Annotated in this window: 11 protein-coding genes and 3 pseudogenes; 7 read left to right on the top strand and 7 right to left on the bottom strand. The window is 61.1% G+C overall.

Annotated features, from left to right (window positions below; translation table 11 throughout):
• Positions 1-40: 40 nt before the first annotated feature.
• The 3 genes and pseudogenes from LQ231_RS12400 to LQ231_RS12390 all read left to right on the top strand — a co-directional run bounded on the left by LQ231_RS12400 (position 41) and on the right by LQ231_RS12390 (position 1,251).
• Positions 41-373 (top strand): annotated as a pseudogene (locus tag LQ231_RS12400) (type II toxin-antitoxin system VapC family toxin).
• A gap of 184 nt (positions 374-557) precedes the next feature.
• Positions 558-836 carry a type II toxin-antitoxin system Phd/YefM family antitoxin gene (locus LQ231_RS12395; protein WP_230171535.1) on the top strand — a complete coding sequence of 93 codons (279 nt, stop codon included), beginning with the start codon at positions 558-560 and terminating at the stop codon, positions 834-836.
• Positions 823-1,251: a plasmid maintenance toxin (PemK-like) gene (locus tag LQ231_RS12390; RefSeq protein ID WP_230171534.1), complete on the top strand. Its 429-nt coding sequence runs from the start codon at positions 823-825 to the stop codon at positions 1,249-1,251. The genes LQ231_RS12395 and LQ231_RS12390 overlap by 14 nt, the downstream gene beginning before the upstream one ends.
• A gap of 274 nt (positions 1,252-1,525) precedes the next feature.
• On the opposite strand, the gene LQ231_RS12385 is transcribed toward LQ231_RS12390, so the two are convergent.
• Complete coding sequence (locus LQ231_RS12385) at positions 1,526-2,428, bottom strand: site-specific integrase (RefSeq protein ID WP_230171533.1); 903 nt, start codon at positions 2,426-2,428, stop codon at positions 1,526-1,528.
• Positions 2,429-2,647: 219 nt separating this feature from the next.
• Here LQ231_RS12385 and dusA point away from each other — a divergent pair, with 219 nt between their 5' ends.
• Positions 2,648-3,727: a tRNA dihydrouridine(20/20a) synthase DusA gene (gene dusA / locus LQ231_RS12380; protein WP_290371356.1), complete on the top strand. Its 1,080-nt coding sequence runs from the start codon at positions 2,648-2,650 to the stop codon at positions 3,725-3,727.
• Positions 3,728-3,871: 144 nt separating this feature from the next.
• On the opposite strand, the gene LQ231_RS12375 is transcribed toward dusA, so the two are convergent.
• Positions 3,872-4,084, bottom strand: a complete 213-nt coding sequence (locus tag LQ231_RS12375) for a cold-shock protein (RefSeq protein ID WP_007607318.1) — start codon at positions 4,082-4,084, stop codon at positions 3,872-3,874.
• A gap of 433 nt (positions 4,085-4,517) precedes the next feature.
• On the opposite strand from LQ231_RS12375, the gene LQ231_RS12370 reads away from it, so the two are divergent.
• Positions 4,518-5,138, top strand: a complete 621-nt coding sequence (locus LQ231_RS12370) for a DnaJ domain-containing protein (protein WP_230171532.1) — start codon at positions 4,518-4,520, stop codon at positions 5,136-5,138.
• Between the two features lie 93 nt (positions 5,139-5,231).
• Here the strand turns inward: LQ231_RS12370 and LQ231_RS12365 are convergent, their stop codons facing one another.
• Both LQ231_RS12365 and LQ231_RS12360 read right to left on the bottom strand, forming a co-directional pair.
• Positions 5,232-5,780 (bottom strand): hypothetical protein, encoded by a 549-nt coding sequence (locus LQ231_RS12365; RefSeq protein ID WP_230171531.1) that lies wholly within the window; start codon positions 5,778-5,780, stop codon positions 5,232-5,234.
• Positions 5,781-6,813: 1,033 nt separating this feature from the next.
• Complete coding sequence (locus LQ231_RS12360) at positions 6,814-8,307, bottom strand: TIR domain-containing anti-phage reverse transcriptase (protein ID WP_230171530.1); 1,494 nt, start codon at positions 8,305-8,307, stop codon at positions 6,814-6,816.
• Between the two features lie 736 nt (positions 8,308-9,043).
• Between LQ231_RS12360 and LQ231_RS12355 the strand changes: the two genes are divergently transcribed.
• A complete protein-coding gene (locus LQ231_RS12355) occupies positions 9,044-9,355 on the top strand; it encodes an antibiotic biosynthesis monooxygenase family protein (RefSeq protein ID WP_230171529.1) in 312 nt (103 codons plus the stop codon).
• 239 nt (positions 9,356-9,594) lie between these two features.
• Here LQ231_RS12355 and uvrB read toward each other — a convergent pair whose 3' ends face one another.
• A complete protein-coding gene (gene uvrB / locus LQ231_RS12350) occupies positions 9,595-12,819 on the bottom strand; it encodes an excinuclease ABC subunit UvrB (RefSeq protein ID WP_230171528.1) in 3,225 nt (1,074 codons plus the stop codon).
• A gap of 213 nt (positions 12,820-13,032) precedes the next feature.
• On the opposite strand from uvrB, the gene LQ231_RS12345 reads away from it, so the two are divergent.
• Positions 13,033-14,004, top strand: coding sequence for a hypothetical protein (locus tag LQ231_RS12345; protein WP_230171527.1), 972 nt, complete (start codon positions 13,033-13,035; stop codon positions 14,002-14,004).
• A gap of 35 nt (positions 14,005-14,039) precedes the next feature.
• On the opposite strand, the pseudogene LQ231_RS27280 reads toward LQ231_RS12345, so the two are convergent.
• Positions 14,040-14,294: pseudogene (locus LQ231_RS27280) on the bottom strand (NAD(P)/FAD-dependent oxidoreductase); the annotation flags it as partial.
• A gap of 213 nt (positions 14,295-14,507) precedes the next feature.
• Positions 14,508-15,518 (bottom strand): annotated as a pseudogene (locus LQ231_RS12340) (NAD(P)/FAD-dependent oxidoreductase); the annotation flags it as partial.
• Between the last annotated feature and the right edge of the window lie 35 nt (positions 15,519-15,553).

The following is a 15,553-nucleotide window of genomic DNA, read 5'->3' as shown; positions in this document are numbered from 1 at the left end:
TCGCGCGCTGTCAATGCTTCGCAGTTGATCCGAGGCAAGAATCTGGTGCCAGACGTGTGAAGCGCGTCAGGCCTGTTTGGCGGAATAGGATCCGGCGCGGCTTCTGATCAGCGACTGGACCGATACCGAGATGTCGTCGGCCTTGGCCATCAAGCTGCGGACCGGACAGAACACCTTGAGCAGCGCGCCGCGGCGCTAGCCATGTTCAACAGGCTCGTCGCCGAGAGTTTTACCACGTGCGGTCAGTTCCGGGCGGCGGCGAGGTTCGCTGATCAACATGCACTTGGATGGTGTGCGGGAAACGCGCTGCATCTCGCCATCGCATCGGAGCGTGGCCCCCACGGTACATACATTTGATCAGTGGCTGGCTTAAGCCGGGCCAGCCCTTGGTGTCCCGCGCAGCTGTTGGCATGATTCGGGCCTTCTCCAGCTTGGCCCACCCGCTCGGGAGCCGCCATTGCGGGCGACGGGTCCGGCGGCCTTTCGCTCGAACTATCCAACTGCCGGGTTGAATAAAGTCCGGAAATCCCCTATTTTACGGAAAATAGGGGGCGAGGATGACTTCAACTGTGACGGCCGCTGCCGTATCCAAGAATTTTGGCGCCTATCAGGACGCCGCCGTGCGTGAGCCGGTGATCATTACCAAGAACGGCCGGCCGCGGACGGTATTGATCGCCTACGAAGACTATTTGCGCCTGGCCCGCCGCGACCGACGTGTCGAGGTCACAGCGATGCTGGGCGACGACGATCTGGCAGTGGTCGAGGCGTCGGACATGGAGCCGGGTTTAGATCACCTCGATCGCGAACTGGTGACTAGCAAGAATGCTGCCGGCTGAACCAAAAGTCGGCTGGATCTTTCGCTATTCCTACCTTTGGCACTGGCAGCATCTGGAAGGTCGTGAAGAAGGCGACAAGGATCGCCCGGTTCTCGTGCTGGCGCTGGTTGCAGCGCTTGAGGATGGGACGCCCGTTGTGCGCGTGTTGCCGATAACCCACACACCGTCCGACCCCGCGGATGCCATCGAGATACCGTCGGCCACCAAGCAACGCCTCGGTTTAGACGACGAGCGGTCATGGATCGTGCTGACGGAAAGCAATCGCTTTGTCTGGCCGGGGCCTGATGTTCGGCCGATCGACAGCGAGAACGGCTATCACGGGCCTTTGCCGCCGGCACTGTTCGATCAGGTGAAGCGTCGATTTGTAGAACTGGCCAAAAGCCGGCGCCACCAGGCGACTGCGTGCAGCGAATAGGCCGTGAAGGCCTTGCGGCTTTCGCGATGTGCGGGGTTGTCGTGATTGTGGCCGGTATTGACCCGCATCGCCTCGGGAGGTTCGATGCGGATATCGATCTCTTCCGAGAAGCGGTTGATGATGCGGTAGCCTTTGGATGGCCTAAGCCGCTAGCCTTGGGATTGGTCGTTTAACCAATCGCAGGAATCGTTGGTTGTGAGCCCCCGCAACCAATCCCTTCTCCACACTACGCGGTTCTTCGCTTGCACCAGTGGCACAGTAGGTGGTCGGCTACCTATTTGGTGTCGATCGTCATTTGAAGGCCGTGCCAGCCCGCATATTTATCGCCCGTCTCGCGAACGTGTGTATATCGCTTGAGGCTGATCCATGAACGATGCCCGCTGACTGCAGCCACATGAGGGATATTCCTCCCCATCTCAAACAGCCGTGAAATGCCCTCGTGACGCAGGTCGTGAAAGCGGAGATCATCGATGTCCAAGAGTTTGCAGGCTCGCGTAAAATTCGCGGAGATGGCGTCGGTGGAATAGGGAAAGATCTCTGCCTTGCTCTTTGGCATGCCGCCGATGATCTGGATCGCCTGATCGGGAAGGTCCCCCCACGTATGATTGCCGATCTTTTCTCCGGGGTGCTTCATATCTCGAACAAGGACGCGTTTCTGTTCTCTCTGGAAGTCCTTCCATCTGATCCGCGTGATTTCCTCCTGGCGACGGGTCGAAAATAGCGCGAACGCGATGACCTTGTGCATTGGCATCGCCTGGGGGACCTTCTTCCGCCGTTCAATGAAATGGCCGATCAGACGATCAAGCTCATCCAAAGTCGGTCGCCGATCGCGTTGCGCTGACCGGGAGATAATGCCCATCCGACGGGCAACCTTGACAGCGTCCTTCATCTCCTGCTCGTCGAGCCGGTAGCCCCATATCGGCCGCGCGATCGCGAAGATCGCAGCGAGATGGCTAGCGTAGTTTCCGACGGTTTGTGGCTTTGCCGTGAGTGACAGCAGGAATTCAACGATGTCTTTCGATTTGATCGAAGAGCAGGGCATGTTGGCGATGTCGTAGTTCTTGATCGCCGTTAAGACCTGCGCTTTTGTGCGACCAATATCCTTGATGGTCTCCTCGGTGTAGCTGTCGATCACCTTGGCCAATGTCGTCGGATCATCATCATTTGATTTGGCCACTGCCCCTGTCTGGAGAGTTCCCGTTCCCGTTTGAAATCCAGGCTGCGGCCGCAGGACGTCTGTCAAAGGTCTCGGTCTCGTGATAAGTCACGTCATCCCGCACACCCCGCACCCACGCCATGTAGCCGATACTGTCGTGCGTGCGTGCGGTGACAGTGCCCAAGCCGGCGTTAATCGCGCCAAAAGAGCGTAAACGAGACGATGAAGAAAGTGCCGTAAGTGTCGGTAAAACAACACAACTTCAATTATTTCAAAGCGCCCGTCTTTGCCGTTGCGCCGATGATCGACTGGACGGATCGGCACTGTCGTTATTTTTTGCGGCAACTGACCAGCCATGCGCTGCTCTATACCGAGATGGTGGTGGCGGATGCGATCCTTCATGGGCCGCGCGACAGGCTGTTGTCCTACAATGAAGCGGAGCATCCGGTGGCGCTGCAGCTTGGTGGGTCGGATCCGGGCAAACTTGTCGAGGCGGTGAAGATTGCGGCGGACTATGGCTATGACGAGATCAACCTGAATGTCGGTTGCCCGTCGGACCGGGTGCAGTCGGGCACGTTCGGGGCCTGCCTGATGCGCGAGCCGCAGACGGTGGAGGCCTGTATTGCGGCGATGAAGGCTAGCTCCTCGGTTCCGGTGACGGTGAAGTGCCGGATCGGGGTGGACGATCAGGAGCCGGAAGAGGTCTTGCCGGACTTTCTGGCGCGCATGGTCGGGGCGGGGGCGGATGCGGTGTGGATCCATGCCCGCAAGGCCTGGCTGCAGGGGCTGAGCCCGAAGGAGAACCGGGACATTCCGCCGCTCGACTATGCGCTGGTCCAACGGATGAAGCGGGAGAACCCGGATGTGTTTCTCGGCATCAATGGCGGGATCACCACGCTTGCCGAGGCGAAGGCGCATCTGGCGGTGATGGATGGGGTCATGCTCGGGCGGGCGAGTTATCACAATTCGACGTTGCTGACCGGGGTCGACCATCTGATCTACGGCGCGCCGGAGCGGGACTTCGACTGGGCGGCGCTGTGCGAGACGATGGTTGCCTATGCGGACCAGGTGATCGCCTCGGGCGGGCGGCTCAACCATGTCACCCGGCACATGGTCGGGCTGTTCCAGGGTTATGCAGGCGCCCGGCGGTTCCGGCAGATCCTGTCGTCGGAGGCGACCAAGCCGGGCATTTCGCCGATGCTGATCGCGGACGCCTTTGCCGCGGTCGATATCGCCGGCGGGCCGAAGCTGCAAGCCGGTCCGGCAGGCACGGCGAGCGATGCAAGTCCGGCGGCCGAGGCCGTGCGGGCGGCGGAATAGGGCCTAACAAAAAAGCGGCGCCCGTTGAGGCGCCGCTTGTTCGTTTCGTTCCTCGTGCCTGTGGCCCCGAGAATAGTGCAGGATTGTGGCGCGCGTCAGGCGGTGGCCGCAATCGGTACGCAGGCAATCGGCAGGCGGGTGACCTTAGTCAGCCTGGATGTTGACGGCCTTCGGGCCCTTGCCCATGCGATCCGGCTCGGTGTCGAAGGTGACCTGCTGGCCGTCCTTCAGGGTCTGCAGGCCGGAGGCCTGGAGCGCCGAGATGTGGACGAACACGTCTTTCGCGCCGCCGTCCGGCGTGATGAAGCCGAAGCCCTTGTCCTGGTTGAAGAATTTAACGATGCCCTTGGTGGCCATGGGGGATTTCCTTTTCCCGTGTTGCGGTATCCTCCGCGCCCGGCAAACCGGAGGCGGACAAGTTAAGTCCCGGCAGGCGGGACCGTCGAGTGGTCGCGATAACGGGGAAAGAACGTCTACCAGCGGGAGGAGGCCCCCAGAGACCGCATGACGCGGTCGAAACAATCGTTCCAGTCTCCGGGATCATTAGTGCCCGAACGTCAATAGAGGTATGGACATTTTTTGCGAAAGGCAAGGGCCAAAAGTGATGGGGCGCTTTCCGTATGCGGTGCAAACGGCTGATATCCTTGATCATTGACAGGCCGGCCGGTGCCGGGTGCGCCCTCGTCGGGCCAAGACCCGATCGCAGGCGGCGGGGGAAAGCCGGTCGTCCGGTCTTGATGCCGCCCGCCGTCCGGGGTAGGGGAAGGGCGGCTGGGAACGAGGTGTTGTGATGGCGAAAACGGGAGCCACGGTGATCGATCCCTATGACATTCTCGGCGTCGCGCGCGATGCCGACGAGGCGGCGATCAAGGCCGCCTACCGGCAGGTGGCGAAAAGCGCGCATCCCGACGGCGGCGGCGATACGGACCGGTTCGCGACGATCAGCGCCTGCTACGAGCTGCTGAAGGATCCCGTGCGCCGGCGCGTCTATGACGATACCGGCTACGATCCGCAGCTCGCCGAGCCGACCGACCTCAAGGGGCTTATGGTCCTGGAAACATTGGTCAATGACATGATCCTCGACGAGCGCGAGCCGGGCAGTTTCGATCCCGTCGCCGGCCTTCGCCGCAAGCTCACCGACGATATCCTGAAAGCCCGCTTCCATATTCTCGAACTGGAACGGCACCGCGCCCGGGTGCGCAAACATATGGACCGGATCGGCCGCAAGCCGGAGGCCGACGTGCTCGGCTCGATGCTGCGGGCGCGCGCCACGTCGATCTCCGAGGCGATCAAGAACAGCGAGACGCAGATCGCCGCGATCGAGCGGGCCTATACCATGCTCGAGGGCTATTCCTACGAGATGGAACCGGCACCCGCGCATGCCGAGGAACTGCCCAAGGCGGCGGAATAGCCGGCGCGCCTCTGGCAGGGCTGATGGCTGGGCCAATTGCCGGAACAATGTCCGGATTGGGGGCAGGGTGGTCGGCACCATGGCCCGGCTCGCTCAGGTCGGGGGCGCCGGACGTTTTTTCCTGGACGGTTTTTGCATTGCCGCCCTGTCGCTCGGCCAGTCGGGATCGGAGCGCACCCAGGCGCGCACCCTTGCGCCATGCACCGGATGCCGAAAGCCGAAGGCGAGATTGAGCAGGATCACGTCGAGCCGGCGCCGGCCGATGACGTCTTCATCCGGACCCGCCGGGTCCTGATCCGCCGTTCCTTGCTCCACTGGCCAGGGATCGGGATCGCGGCCGAGCTTGTCGCGGGCGCCGGCCGCAAGCCGGTGAAATTCGCGGCGCGTGGTGGCGCGATCGGCCTCGGGCAGGACGGCGAGGCAGCGCGGCCAGGCGGGATGGCCGCTGCTGGCGGTGCACCGGCGCCGGCGGTGGCAGGCGCGCACCCGGCAGCCGTCGAGCTTGAACACCAGCTTGACCAGGGTGCGAAAGATCGCGTCGTCGGCATGCGGGCAGGGTGGATCGGCGGATGTCGGCCTGGCTGCCGAACTGGCTGCCGAACGGGCGGATGATGGGGGGAGGTTGGTCTTGCGCTCGGTCATCTTTGGTCTCCTGAACAGCGCTGGTGAAGGGGAAGGGTGGAAAAAAAGGCCGTGCTTCGCCGCCGGTCGGATCGAACTCCTCCGGGGATGATGGCAGTCTCGGACAGGGCGCCAGTAGCAGCCTCTGTAAGTTTAGTATGTGGCTCCTTCCGGCGCCCCGTTCGGCGATTTTTGCCGGTTGCATGCGTCTCTCTGGCAAGGCGGCTCTGCACGACGAAACTTGGCGTCTCGTCGTCAACCGGGCGCGGGTCCGGAACGTCCCATCGAGACGTCCTGGCCGGGTGCCCGGGAGGTTCTCGGCGGATGTGCGCACATCCCGACCTGACCCTCGCCCGGGGAGCCTTGGCATTTGCGCCTCAGCTCCCGCCGTCTTTGTCACCAGACCCGTTTGACCGGATCCGGCGCCTTGTTTGTGTGCCCCTGAGGCACGCCCGATGGCCGTTGGGATCGAGGCTGGCTCAAACCATCCGAGGTCTTAACCATCCACGATCCCGCCACCGGAGGGAGACCGTTGCATCCGGCCCGGAGGGTCTGGCCAGCGACAGCCGCGCCCTCCGGCGCCGGTTCCGCTTCGCCGGGCTCGCAAGACCCGGTGTATCCGAAAGCGGAACGGGGGGAGTATGGCACATGGGAAAACGAGGGGGATGAACTGGGGTGCGTTTTGTTGAAAACGTTGGGGAATTTGGAAAAGTCATCCCCGCGTGAAGGGGTCGAGTTCGGGGCACACGCCCCCGAGACCTTCGTTCCAGCCCTCGTTCAGAGGGAGACCGTTGCAGCGGGACGGGGATATCCGTCTGCGAGAGCGCACTACCCCCCGGAGCAGGCACCGCCTAGCCTGAAATCGCGTCCGGTGTATCCGAGGGCGGGACGGGGGAGGGTGTAAGGAGTGGGAATCGTAGCGATAAAAAATGTTGCGGCGTTGATGCTTTTGGGGGGCGTCCCCTTTTTTATCGAAACGGTTTTTCGGCCGTCAAGAAGACGATTTGCTCCAGTCGCCGATCGATGGATACGTTAAGTTTCCAAGCTTCCGCGTTCAGCCTAAGTCTGTCTTTTCGTGGTGTGATTTCTGGATTTTCAGCAGGATTTGGTCGCTGATTTCTTCCAAAAACTCTCCTTCTTTTTGTTCTTGCGCTGGCCAACTGCGGTAAAGCGTTTCGTTCAACAGTGGATAGTTTTCAGCTACAGAGAACCCCGGCATAACGATTGGTAAGATCCGACCTTTGCGTCCAATATTGCTCTGTATAGCTGAGTTTAGTTCCTTGTTCGTCCACCCCTTCTTGGCAAAAGTTTCAGATAGGACTGGCACAAAATAAAGTGATTTCAAAAGCCCATGATTAATTTTTTCAACGATCGAGTCTCCCCAACTAATGCTGCTTTCATCGAAGAATACCCTGACATCTTTTCCCTCAAGTTTATCTTTGAGTTTTCTTACTTTTTCTTTGTCTTCGCTGGCGTGAGAAAGAAATATATCAAACTCTCGAACCATGTCTGCATACCTCCTTATCCATTCTGCGCCGTTTAACCCAGCAAGAATTGCTTGTTTGCAGAGCTTCGCAACTACCGGATCATCGTTCCCTCGAATTTGCCTGACATAGGCAAGCCATCCTGTAATATGTTGCCAAAATTTTTCTCCATCGGCGCTCTCGCCTATGAATATCTTTGCGGCACTTTCCGCACCATGCTTGCGGGCCGCATGTATCTTCATCCGGAGTTTGGAGACGTCCCTTCTCCAAACGTTTGCTTTCTTGTTGACAATTAAGCCGGTCACTTCTTGCCGTTCATACGGGAACTGGATCCTAACCTTGTCTTCATTTATCGCAAAATTGCTTTGTCGAAACGCATCGTGAACCGCCGAACTCAGTGTAATCTGTCGATTCCCCTTGTCTGGCTCCCATAACTTAATGAGGGCAGAGGGCACGGTTTTCTGTGATGAGGAGAATGTAATGTCATCGGCGTATCGCGTGTAGCGTAGTCTTTCTTTCGCGGCGATAGCGATTAGTTGTTTATCTAGGTTGTTCGCGATAATGTTCGCTATTATTGGCGACGTTGATGCGCCCTGCGGCAATCCATTTTCGAATGTAACAATTCGGGCAAGAACTGTTGATACCTGCTCATTAAACCCGAACATTTGAGAGATAAACAAACCTCTAACTCTACCAAAGTGTATCGATGGAAAAAAATCTTTTATATCAAGGTTTAATACCCATTTTTGCCGCTCATGATACTTCGCATTCGTAAAGAAAGATTCGCCTTTTATGTAACCTTTAACAAAAGATTTTGGTTTGTAGTGCGCTGTAAGTACAGCAGATAGTCTGTCTTGTGCGAGTGCTAGTCCACGTAGAGGCCGAGAAATTTGCCTGACACCACCGGATTTTTTAGGTATTTCGAATTTCTTGTAATAACTTCCGTTTTCACTGTTTTGTATGACATAGAAAAACTTCGCGGGATCGAGATTCAACGCGAACGCTACGTCTTGGACGGAATGAGCTAATCGAAGCTTGGTTATTGGATCATCGAAAACGGACATGAGAAGAAAGCTTGACCCTCGATCTTTACCTTCGTTGGGCTTGCCGGTGTTTGGTCACGCCGGCCCGCGCGCATGTGTACAGACGTTATAGCGAGTTGCCGTGGATTCACCGGCACCAATTAGAGGGTCAAGCTACGTCATCAATTGAAAAGTTCATGCAACTTTGTCAAGAGTAAAGCGTCATTGATGACTTTGGATTGTCGAGCAGGCTGCAACGATGTTAGTAATCGACACTCCGATTCAGGTGCTGATTTACGGCTGGGGCGTGGCTTCAAACATGCAATGTGTTTCCGCTACTACAGCCGCCATAGCACCCACATGAATGCGACCACCAACGCAAGCATCACACCGCCGCGCTTACCTACCGCATGCGGCGGGACTGGCTGCGCCACTTAGCGCTCATGGAGCTAACGACATCGGAAATCCGGGCTGCAAGGTCTTACGAAGTTGACGTGCATCGCGGATGCAGCCTGCCTCTCTCTAACCCTCCCCACAAGGGGGAGGAGATGCCCCTCATCCGCCCTTCGGGCACCTTCTCCCTCGCGGGGAGAAGGAAGTCACCGCACGGGGCGGCCCGACTTGCCCTTGGTGCGTTTCTGCCGCTTGGCATCGCCGGGGTGTTCCTAGGATTTGGCGCGGATGATCGGTCCTCGGGGCGTGACCGGGGATGGGGCTTGCAGATCACCCGCACTCGGTCGACATTGCACTCCTCAGCCAAATACCTCGGGAGGATACCATGAAATGCATCATCGGTTTCTTTACCACCAAGCCGGGACAGCGCGAGGCCTATCTGCGGGCGGCGCAGGATCATCTGGAGAAGAGCCGGCTTGATCCGGACTGTCTCTATATCGAGCTTGTGCCGATGCCCGAACATCCGGACCGGATCCTGCTGGCCGAGGCTTTTACCAGCGAAGAGGCGCATCGGCGGCATGAGGATACCGACCATATGCGGGCGCTCTGGGCCGTCGGGCCTTTGCTGCTGTCGCATGTGGTGATCGACAATGTGATCTCCGACCAGGTGCAGCATATTGATGAGCGGTTTGATTGAGGGGGGTGGTTGCCCCCTCATCCGCCCTTCGGGCACCGCCGGCCCTTCGCATGGCTCAGGGCGTTCGGCACTGCAATCGATTCACTGGATCGATTGCTTCGCTTCGCGAACCGTACCTCACCCTCGGGGGGAGAAGGAAGGGGCGCGGATTGTTGGGTTCGACGTCCCAAACCCTCCCCACAGGGTGCCGCCCCCTCATCCGCCCTTCGGGCACCTTCTCCCTCAGGGGGAGAAGGAAGTCAGCGACCGGGTCTACCCGTCTTGCCCTTGGTGCGTTTCTGCCGCTTGGCGTCGCCGGCATCCTCGTAGGAGCCGGCGCCGGATTTGGCGCGGATGATCGGGCGGGGGTCGGATGGGGTGGTTGACCCAACCCGTCCCACAGGGGGGATGGCCCCCTCATCCGCCCTTCGGGCACCTTCTCCCTCGCGGGGAGAAGGGGGAGCCGCCGGCTTTTCCGGGATCTTGCCGGGCATCGGTTTTTCGGTGCGGCCGACGGTCATTTCGTCGAGCGTGTTCTTGCGGAACAGGGGTCCTCGGGTCGAGCCCGAGGATGACGGGGTCGAGCCCGAGGATGACGGGGTCGAGCCAGACGCGGGCACTGCGCCGTCGGTGCCCGGGCCCATGTCGTCGAGCGTGGGTTTGGCGAAGTAGCTGCCGGATCTCCCCCCTTGTGGGGGAGATGCCCCGAGAGGGGCAGAGGGGGGTATGTCGCCGACGGCTGAGGGTGGGGCGCCCCCCTCTGTCCTGCCGGACATCTCCCCCACAGGTGGGGAGATCGAGTCGGGGCCGGCGCCGCGTTCCGATGGTTTGCCGGATTTCGAGCGGCCGGATGTGGAGATGCGGGACTGTCCGCCTTCGATCGCCTTGGCCTCCTGCCTTGCCATCGGGTCGTCCATGGTGGCGAGTTCGACGGCCTTGAGGCGCTTGATCTCGTCGCGCAGGCGGGCGGCTTTTTCGAAATCGAGGTCGGCGGCGGCGTCGCGCATCGATTTTTCCAGCGCGTTGAGATGGCTCTGCAGATTGTTGCCGACGAGGTGGCCGCCATCGGCGAAGCCCTTGCCGCCGGTGACGCCGGAAATGTCGGGGCGGACGTGGTCGCGCTCGTAGACCGAGTCGAGAATGTCGGAGATCTTCGCCTTGACCGATTCCGGCGTGATGCCGTGTTCGAGATTGTAGGCCATCTGCTTTTCGCGGCGGCGGGAGGTTTCCTCCATGGCGCGGCTCATCGAGCCGGTGATCTTGTCGGCATAGAGGATGACCTTGCCATCGACGTTACGCGCGGCGCGGCCGATGGTCTGGATCAGCGAGGTTTCCGAACGCAGGAAACCTTCCTTATCGGCGTCGAGAATGGCGACGAAGCCGCATTCGGGAATGTCGAGGCCTTCGCGCAGGAGGTTGATGCCGACCAGCACGTCGAAGGCGCCGAGGCGCAGATCGCGCAGGATCTCGATGCGCTCCAGCGTGTCGATGTCCGAGTGCATGTAGCGGACGCGCACGCCGTGTTCATGCAGGTATTCGGTCAGGTCCTCGGCCATGCGCTTGGTCAGGACGGTGACCAGGGTGCGGTAGCCCTTGAGGGCGGTTTCCTTGATCTCGCCGAGCACGTCGTCGACCTGGGTCTTGGCCGAACGCACCTCGACCGGCGGGTCGATCAGGCCGGTCGGGCGGATGACCTGTTCGGCAAAGACGCCGCCGGCCTGTTCCATTTCCCAATTGCCGGGCGTGGCCGAGACGGCGACCGTCGGCGGGCGCATGGCGTCCCATTCCTCGAAGCGCAGCGGCCGGTTGTCCATGCAGGAGGGCAGGCGGAAGCCGTATTCGGCAAGCGTCGCCTTGCGCCTGAAGTCGCCGCGGTACATGCCGCCGATCTGGGAGACGGAGACATGGCTCTCGTCGATGAACAGAAGGGCATTGTCGGGGATGTATTCGAACAGCGTCGGCGGCGGCTCGCCGGGCTGGCGGCCGGTCAGGTAACGCGAATAGTTCTCGATGCCGGCGCAGGAGCCGGTGGCTTCCAGCATCTCGACATCATAGCGGGTGCGCTGTTCGAGGCGCTGGGCTTCCAAGAGGCGGCCGGCCTTTTCCAGCTCGGCGAGGCGCTGTTTCAGTTCCTCCTTGATCGACTTGATCGCGCCGTTGAGGGCCGGGCGCGGCGTGACATAGTGGCTGTTGGCGTAGATCTTCACCGACTTCATCTCGCCGGTCTTCTGGCCGGTCAGCGGGTCGAATTCGGTTATGCTGTCGATCTCGTCGCCGAACAGCGAGATGCGCCAGGCGGCATCCTCCAGGTGGGCGGGGAAGAGTTCGATCGTGTCGCCGCGCACGCGGAACGAGCCGCGGACGAAATTGATCTCCTGGCGCTTGTATTGCTGGGCGACGAGGTCGGCGAGGAGCTGGCGCTGGTCGATGCGGTCGCCGACCGTCATCTGGAAGGTCATGGCGGTATAGGTCTCGACCGAGCCGATACCGTAGATGCACGAGACCGAGGCGACGATGATGCAGTCGTCACGCTCGAGGATGGCGCGGGTGGCGGCGTGGCGCATGCGGTCGATCTGTTCGTTGATCGAGGACTCCTTCTCGATGAAGGTGTCGGAGCGCGGCACATAGGCTTCCGGCTGGTAATAGTCGTAATAGGAGACGAAATATTCGACCGCGTTGTCGGGGAAGAAGTGCTTGAACTCGGAATAGAGCTGGGCGGCGAGCGTCTTGTTCGGTGCGAGGATGACGGCCGGGCGCTGGGTCGCCTCGATCACCTTGGCCATGGTGAAGGTCTTGCCGGAGCCGGTGACGCCGAGCAGGACCTGGGACCGCTCGCCGGACTGGATGCCCTCGACGAGGTCCTTGATCGCGGTCGGCTGGTCGCCGGCCGGCTCGTAGTCGGAGACCATGCGGATGGCAATGCCGCCTTCCGACTTGTCCGGCCGGGCCGGGCGGTGCGGCGTCCAGATCTTGCCGTCCTTGAACAGCGGATTGCCGCTTTCGATCAGCGAGGACAAGGCCTCGACGGTGGCGGTGACGGCGCCGGGGGCGAGGCTCTCGGCTTCTTCCAGCGAGACATCCATGCCGGCGACCGGATTGAGGCCGGCGGCGGCGCGCGTTTTCGGGTCGGAGGAGGCGCCGATCGAGACGCCGCGCGAGGTGGTGGTCGAGGTGGTGTGTTTGGCGGTGGCCTTGCCGGACTTCGACTGTGCTTGCTGGGCCTTGTCGAGCGCCACCTTCTCGGCATGGCGGCGGGCCTCGATCTCGATCTTCTTGCGGTGCTTGCCGGCCTTCGACGCCAGTTCGCGCTGGCTCTCGACCCCGGCGGCCTCGGCCTCCGCCTCGAGCTGCTTCACCCAGTCGGAGACGCTGCCAGAGAGCGGGGCCGAGAGTGGCGCGCCTTCGAATTCAGACTGCGGGGCTTCCCCGAAACCGGGTGCGGAACCGGGCTTCGAAGGGGCGGAGGATTTGGGTGTCTTGGCCATGGGCGGAATATGGCGAAGCGATGCGGCGAAGGGAAGAGCCGGCGGCGAAAAAACCGGAACAAAGGTGCAACGGGAAGCTGGGCTGCTGACAGGATGGTGGCAGTTGTGGGGGGCGAGCATGCTGCAGTAGGTGAGGGCAAGCGTGACCGGCAACCGCAGTGGTGGCTTCGATCGCGTTGCAACCTCGTTTCCGCCGGTGCATAAAGCTTGTTCATGGAAACAGGCGCGCGTCTCACCTCGACTTCTACGCCGTCCGCTTCGGACCTCAACTCCGACGCCGAGACCGATTGGCTGGCCGTGACCGCTGCGCTTGCGGCTTGCAACGCCAATCGTCTCGCTGGCGCGCGGGAAATCCGGAGGCTGGAACTAACACTCTGGTTCAGCCTAGCTGCTCTCTTCATCACGGCGCTGGTGATAGCCTATCGGAACGGCTCGGTCTATTTTGCAACGACCGCGTTCGCCATCAGCTGTCTCCTGTTGGCAGCCATCCAATCGGTCACGGAACGGCAGCGGCGGCGGCTTCAGGGCGACGCATATCGTGTCCTGCTTCCATCCGTGCTCAGCCGGATCGATGATCTTGTCATCGAGTTCGGGCAGGCATCGGATTCCATGGAACGTATGCCAGGGCACTATTTCCTGCCGCGCCAAAAGGCGCGACACGATCTCGTGGTGATTGGCCGATGGAGCGGACTGGTCTTTTCAGTCAGCCAAACACAGTTCACCCGCGCGGCGGGAGACGACCGCGACGAGATCACGTTCTGGGGAGTCATCGTCTGCGTGAAACTCAAGAGTGTGTTTCCCGGCGATTTCGCCGCTTTGCAACGACCTGAAAAGGCGCGATCCCTGCTGCGGCAGACGACTTTGCCCGATCAATTGCAAGTGCTCTACAGCGAAGCCACCGAACAAAGAGGCCAATACGAATTCGTATCGACGGCGCCTGATGCGGCCGAGACGCGGCTGGGCCGCATGCTGCATGCGCTCGACGCGGTCCGGACCCTGCCACTTGATGGTGTGGCGCAAATCGGCGTGAGGAACGGTGATGCATTCCTTCTACTACCCTTTGGAAACGCCCCACTGGCATTACCCGATGTCTTGATCGCGATCGACATCGAACGGGACCTTAAATCGCTCCGCGACAATCTATCGGACATTTTGCAGGCTGCTCAAGCGGCAACCGAAATCTAACCTCCACATCCAGCGTCTATCCAGTCTGAGGTGCTTCACCCCTCATCCTTGATCGTTTCGCGCTGGGTGATCAGGCGGGCGCTGTGCTGGCCGCTGATCGAGATCCACAGCCAGCTCCAGGCGACGGCGAAGCGCCAGCGGGTGCCGATCAGGAAGTAGATATGGGCGATGCCCCAGATCCACCAGGCGAGGCTGCCCCTGAGCTTGATGCGGCCGAAATCGATGATGGCGGAATTGTTGCCAATGGTGGCAAGACTGCCCTGGTGGCGATAGCGGAAAGGCGGCGGCGATCCGACATTGGGCGTGCCACCGCTCCGGCCTTTCGGCTGGGCGCCTGTCGGACCCGCTTCGGTGCTCGCCTGGGCTGCAACTTGAGTGCCTGCGTGGCCCACCTCATGGATGCCGGCCAATCCCGTCACTGGGGGCCCGGCTTGGCCTGCAGCAGTGGCACCTGCCTGGCTTACAGCATCGGCGACCAGATTTTCTTCGCGGCTGGCGGTCGCTTTTCCAGACGTCAGGCGGTCGCGGATCAGCCTGGCGACATAGGCACCCTGCTGCTTGGCGGCTGGCGCAATGCCGGGTACGGGGCTGCCGTCTTCCTGGGTGACCGAGGCGGTATCGCCGATGGCAAAGACGTCCGGCAGGCCGGGAACCGTCAGGTCCTTGCCGACGATGACGCGGCCGGCGCGATCCGCCTCGGCACCGAGCCAGCGGGCGGCGGGCGAGGCCTGGACGCCGGCGGCCCAGATGATCGTGCGGCAGGGAACGAATTCGTCGCCGATCGTCACGCCGTTAGCGGTGCAATTGGTGACGGCGCGGCCGGTCAGGATTTCGACGCCGCGTTGCTTCAACGTCTTTGCGGCATAGCCTGCCAGGTCCTCGGCAAAGCTCGGCAGGATGCGGGGTCCGGCCTCGATCAGCAGAACGCGGGTTTTGCGTGTATCGATGCGACGGAATTCCTTTTGCAGCGTCGTATGGGAGAGCTCGGCGATGATGCCGGCCAGTTCGACACCTGTCGGACCGGCGCCGACGATGGCAAAGGTCATCTGCGCATCCTGCTCGGCAGTCTCCGCGGCCAGTTCGGCACGCTCGAAAGCGAGAAGCGTGCGGCGACGGATGGTCGTTGCATCTTCCAGCGTCTTCAGGCCCGGCGCTACCGGCTCCCATTCGCTGTGGCCGAAATAGGCATGGGTGACGCCAGTCGCCAGCACCAAGGTATCGTAGGACAGGGTTTCGCCACTGGCCAGTTCGACCGTTCTGGCGCTCTTGTCGACGGCCTTGACCTCGGCAAGCAGCGTCGTGACTTCGGGGCGGTCGCGGTAGAGCGAGCGGATCGGCCAGGCGATTTCCGAAGTTGCGAGCAGGGTGGTGGCGACCTGGTAAAGCAGCGGCTGGAAGAGGTGGTGATTGCGGCGATCGATCAGCGTAATGCGGAGCGGGAGACGCTTGAGATCGTTGATCAACTGCAAGCCGGCGAAACCGCCACCGACGACAACAACATGATGTTCCTGCATGGGATGTTCCTTCGCATGTCTGCCAATTGCCGAGA

Origin of the sequence: Rhizobium sp. CECT 9324, from assembly GCF_918741265.1 — a bacterium.
In the GTDB taxonomy this organism is placed as follows: domain Bacteria; phylum Pseudomonadota; class Alphaproteobacteria; order Rhizobiales; family Rhizobiaceae; genus Allorhizobium.
The sequence above is the reverse complement of the archived record's forward strand: the minus strand, read 5'-3'. Positions and strand labels throughout refer to the sequence as shown.

Coding starts and splice junctions, on each gene's coding strand:
- LQ231_RS12365 (WP_230171531.1), bottom strand. CDS start 5,780: ATGACCGAGCGCAAGACCAACCTCCCCCCATCATCCGCCCGTTCGGCA.
- LQ231_RS12375 (WP_007607318.1), bottom strand. CDS start 4,084: ATGGCCACCAAGGGCATCGTTAAATTCTTCAACCAGGACAAGGGCTTC.
- LQ231_RS12395 (WP_230171535.1), top strand. CDS start 558: ATGACTTCAACTGTGACGGCCGCTGCCGTATCCAAGAATTTTGGCGCC.
- LQ231_RS12345 (WP_230171527.1), top strand. CDS start 13,033: ATGGAAACAGGCGCGCGTCTCACCTCGACTTCTACGCCGTCCGCTTCG.
- LQ231_RS12370 (WP_230171532.1), top strand. CDS start 4,518: ATGGCGAAAACGGGAGCCACGGTGATCGATCCCTATGACATTCTCGGC.
- LQ231_RS12355 (WP_230171529.1), top strand. CDS start 9,044: ATGAAATGCATCATCGGTTTCTTTACCACCAAGCCGGGACAGCGCGAG.
- LQ231_RS12390 (WP_230171534.1), top strand. CDS start 823: ATGCTGCCGGCTGAACCAAAAGTCGGCTGGATCTTTCGCTATTCCTAC.
- uvrB (WP_230171528.1), bottom strand. CDS start 12,819: ATGGCCAAGACACCCAAATCCTCCGCCCCTTCGAAGCCCGGTTCCGCA.
- LQ231_RS12360 (WP_230171530.1), bottom strand. CDS start 8,307: ATGTCCGTTTTCGATGATCCAATAACCAAGCTTCGATTAGCTCATTCC.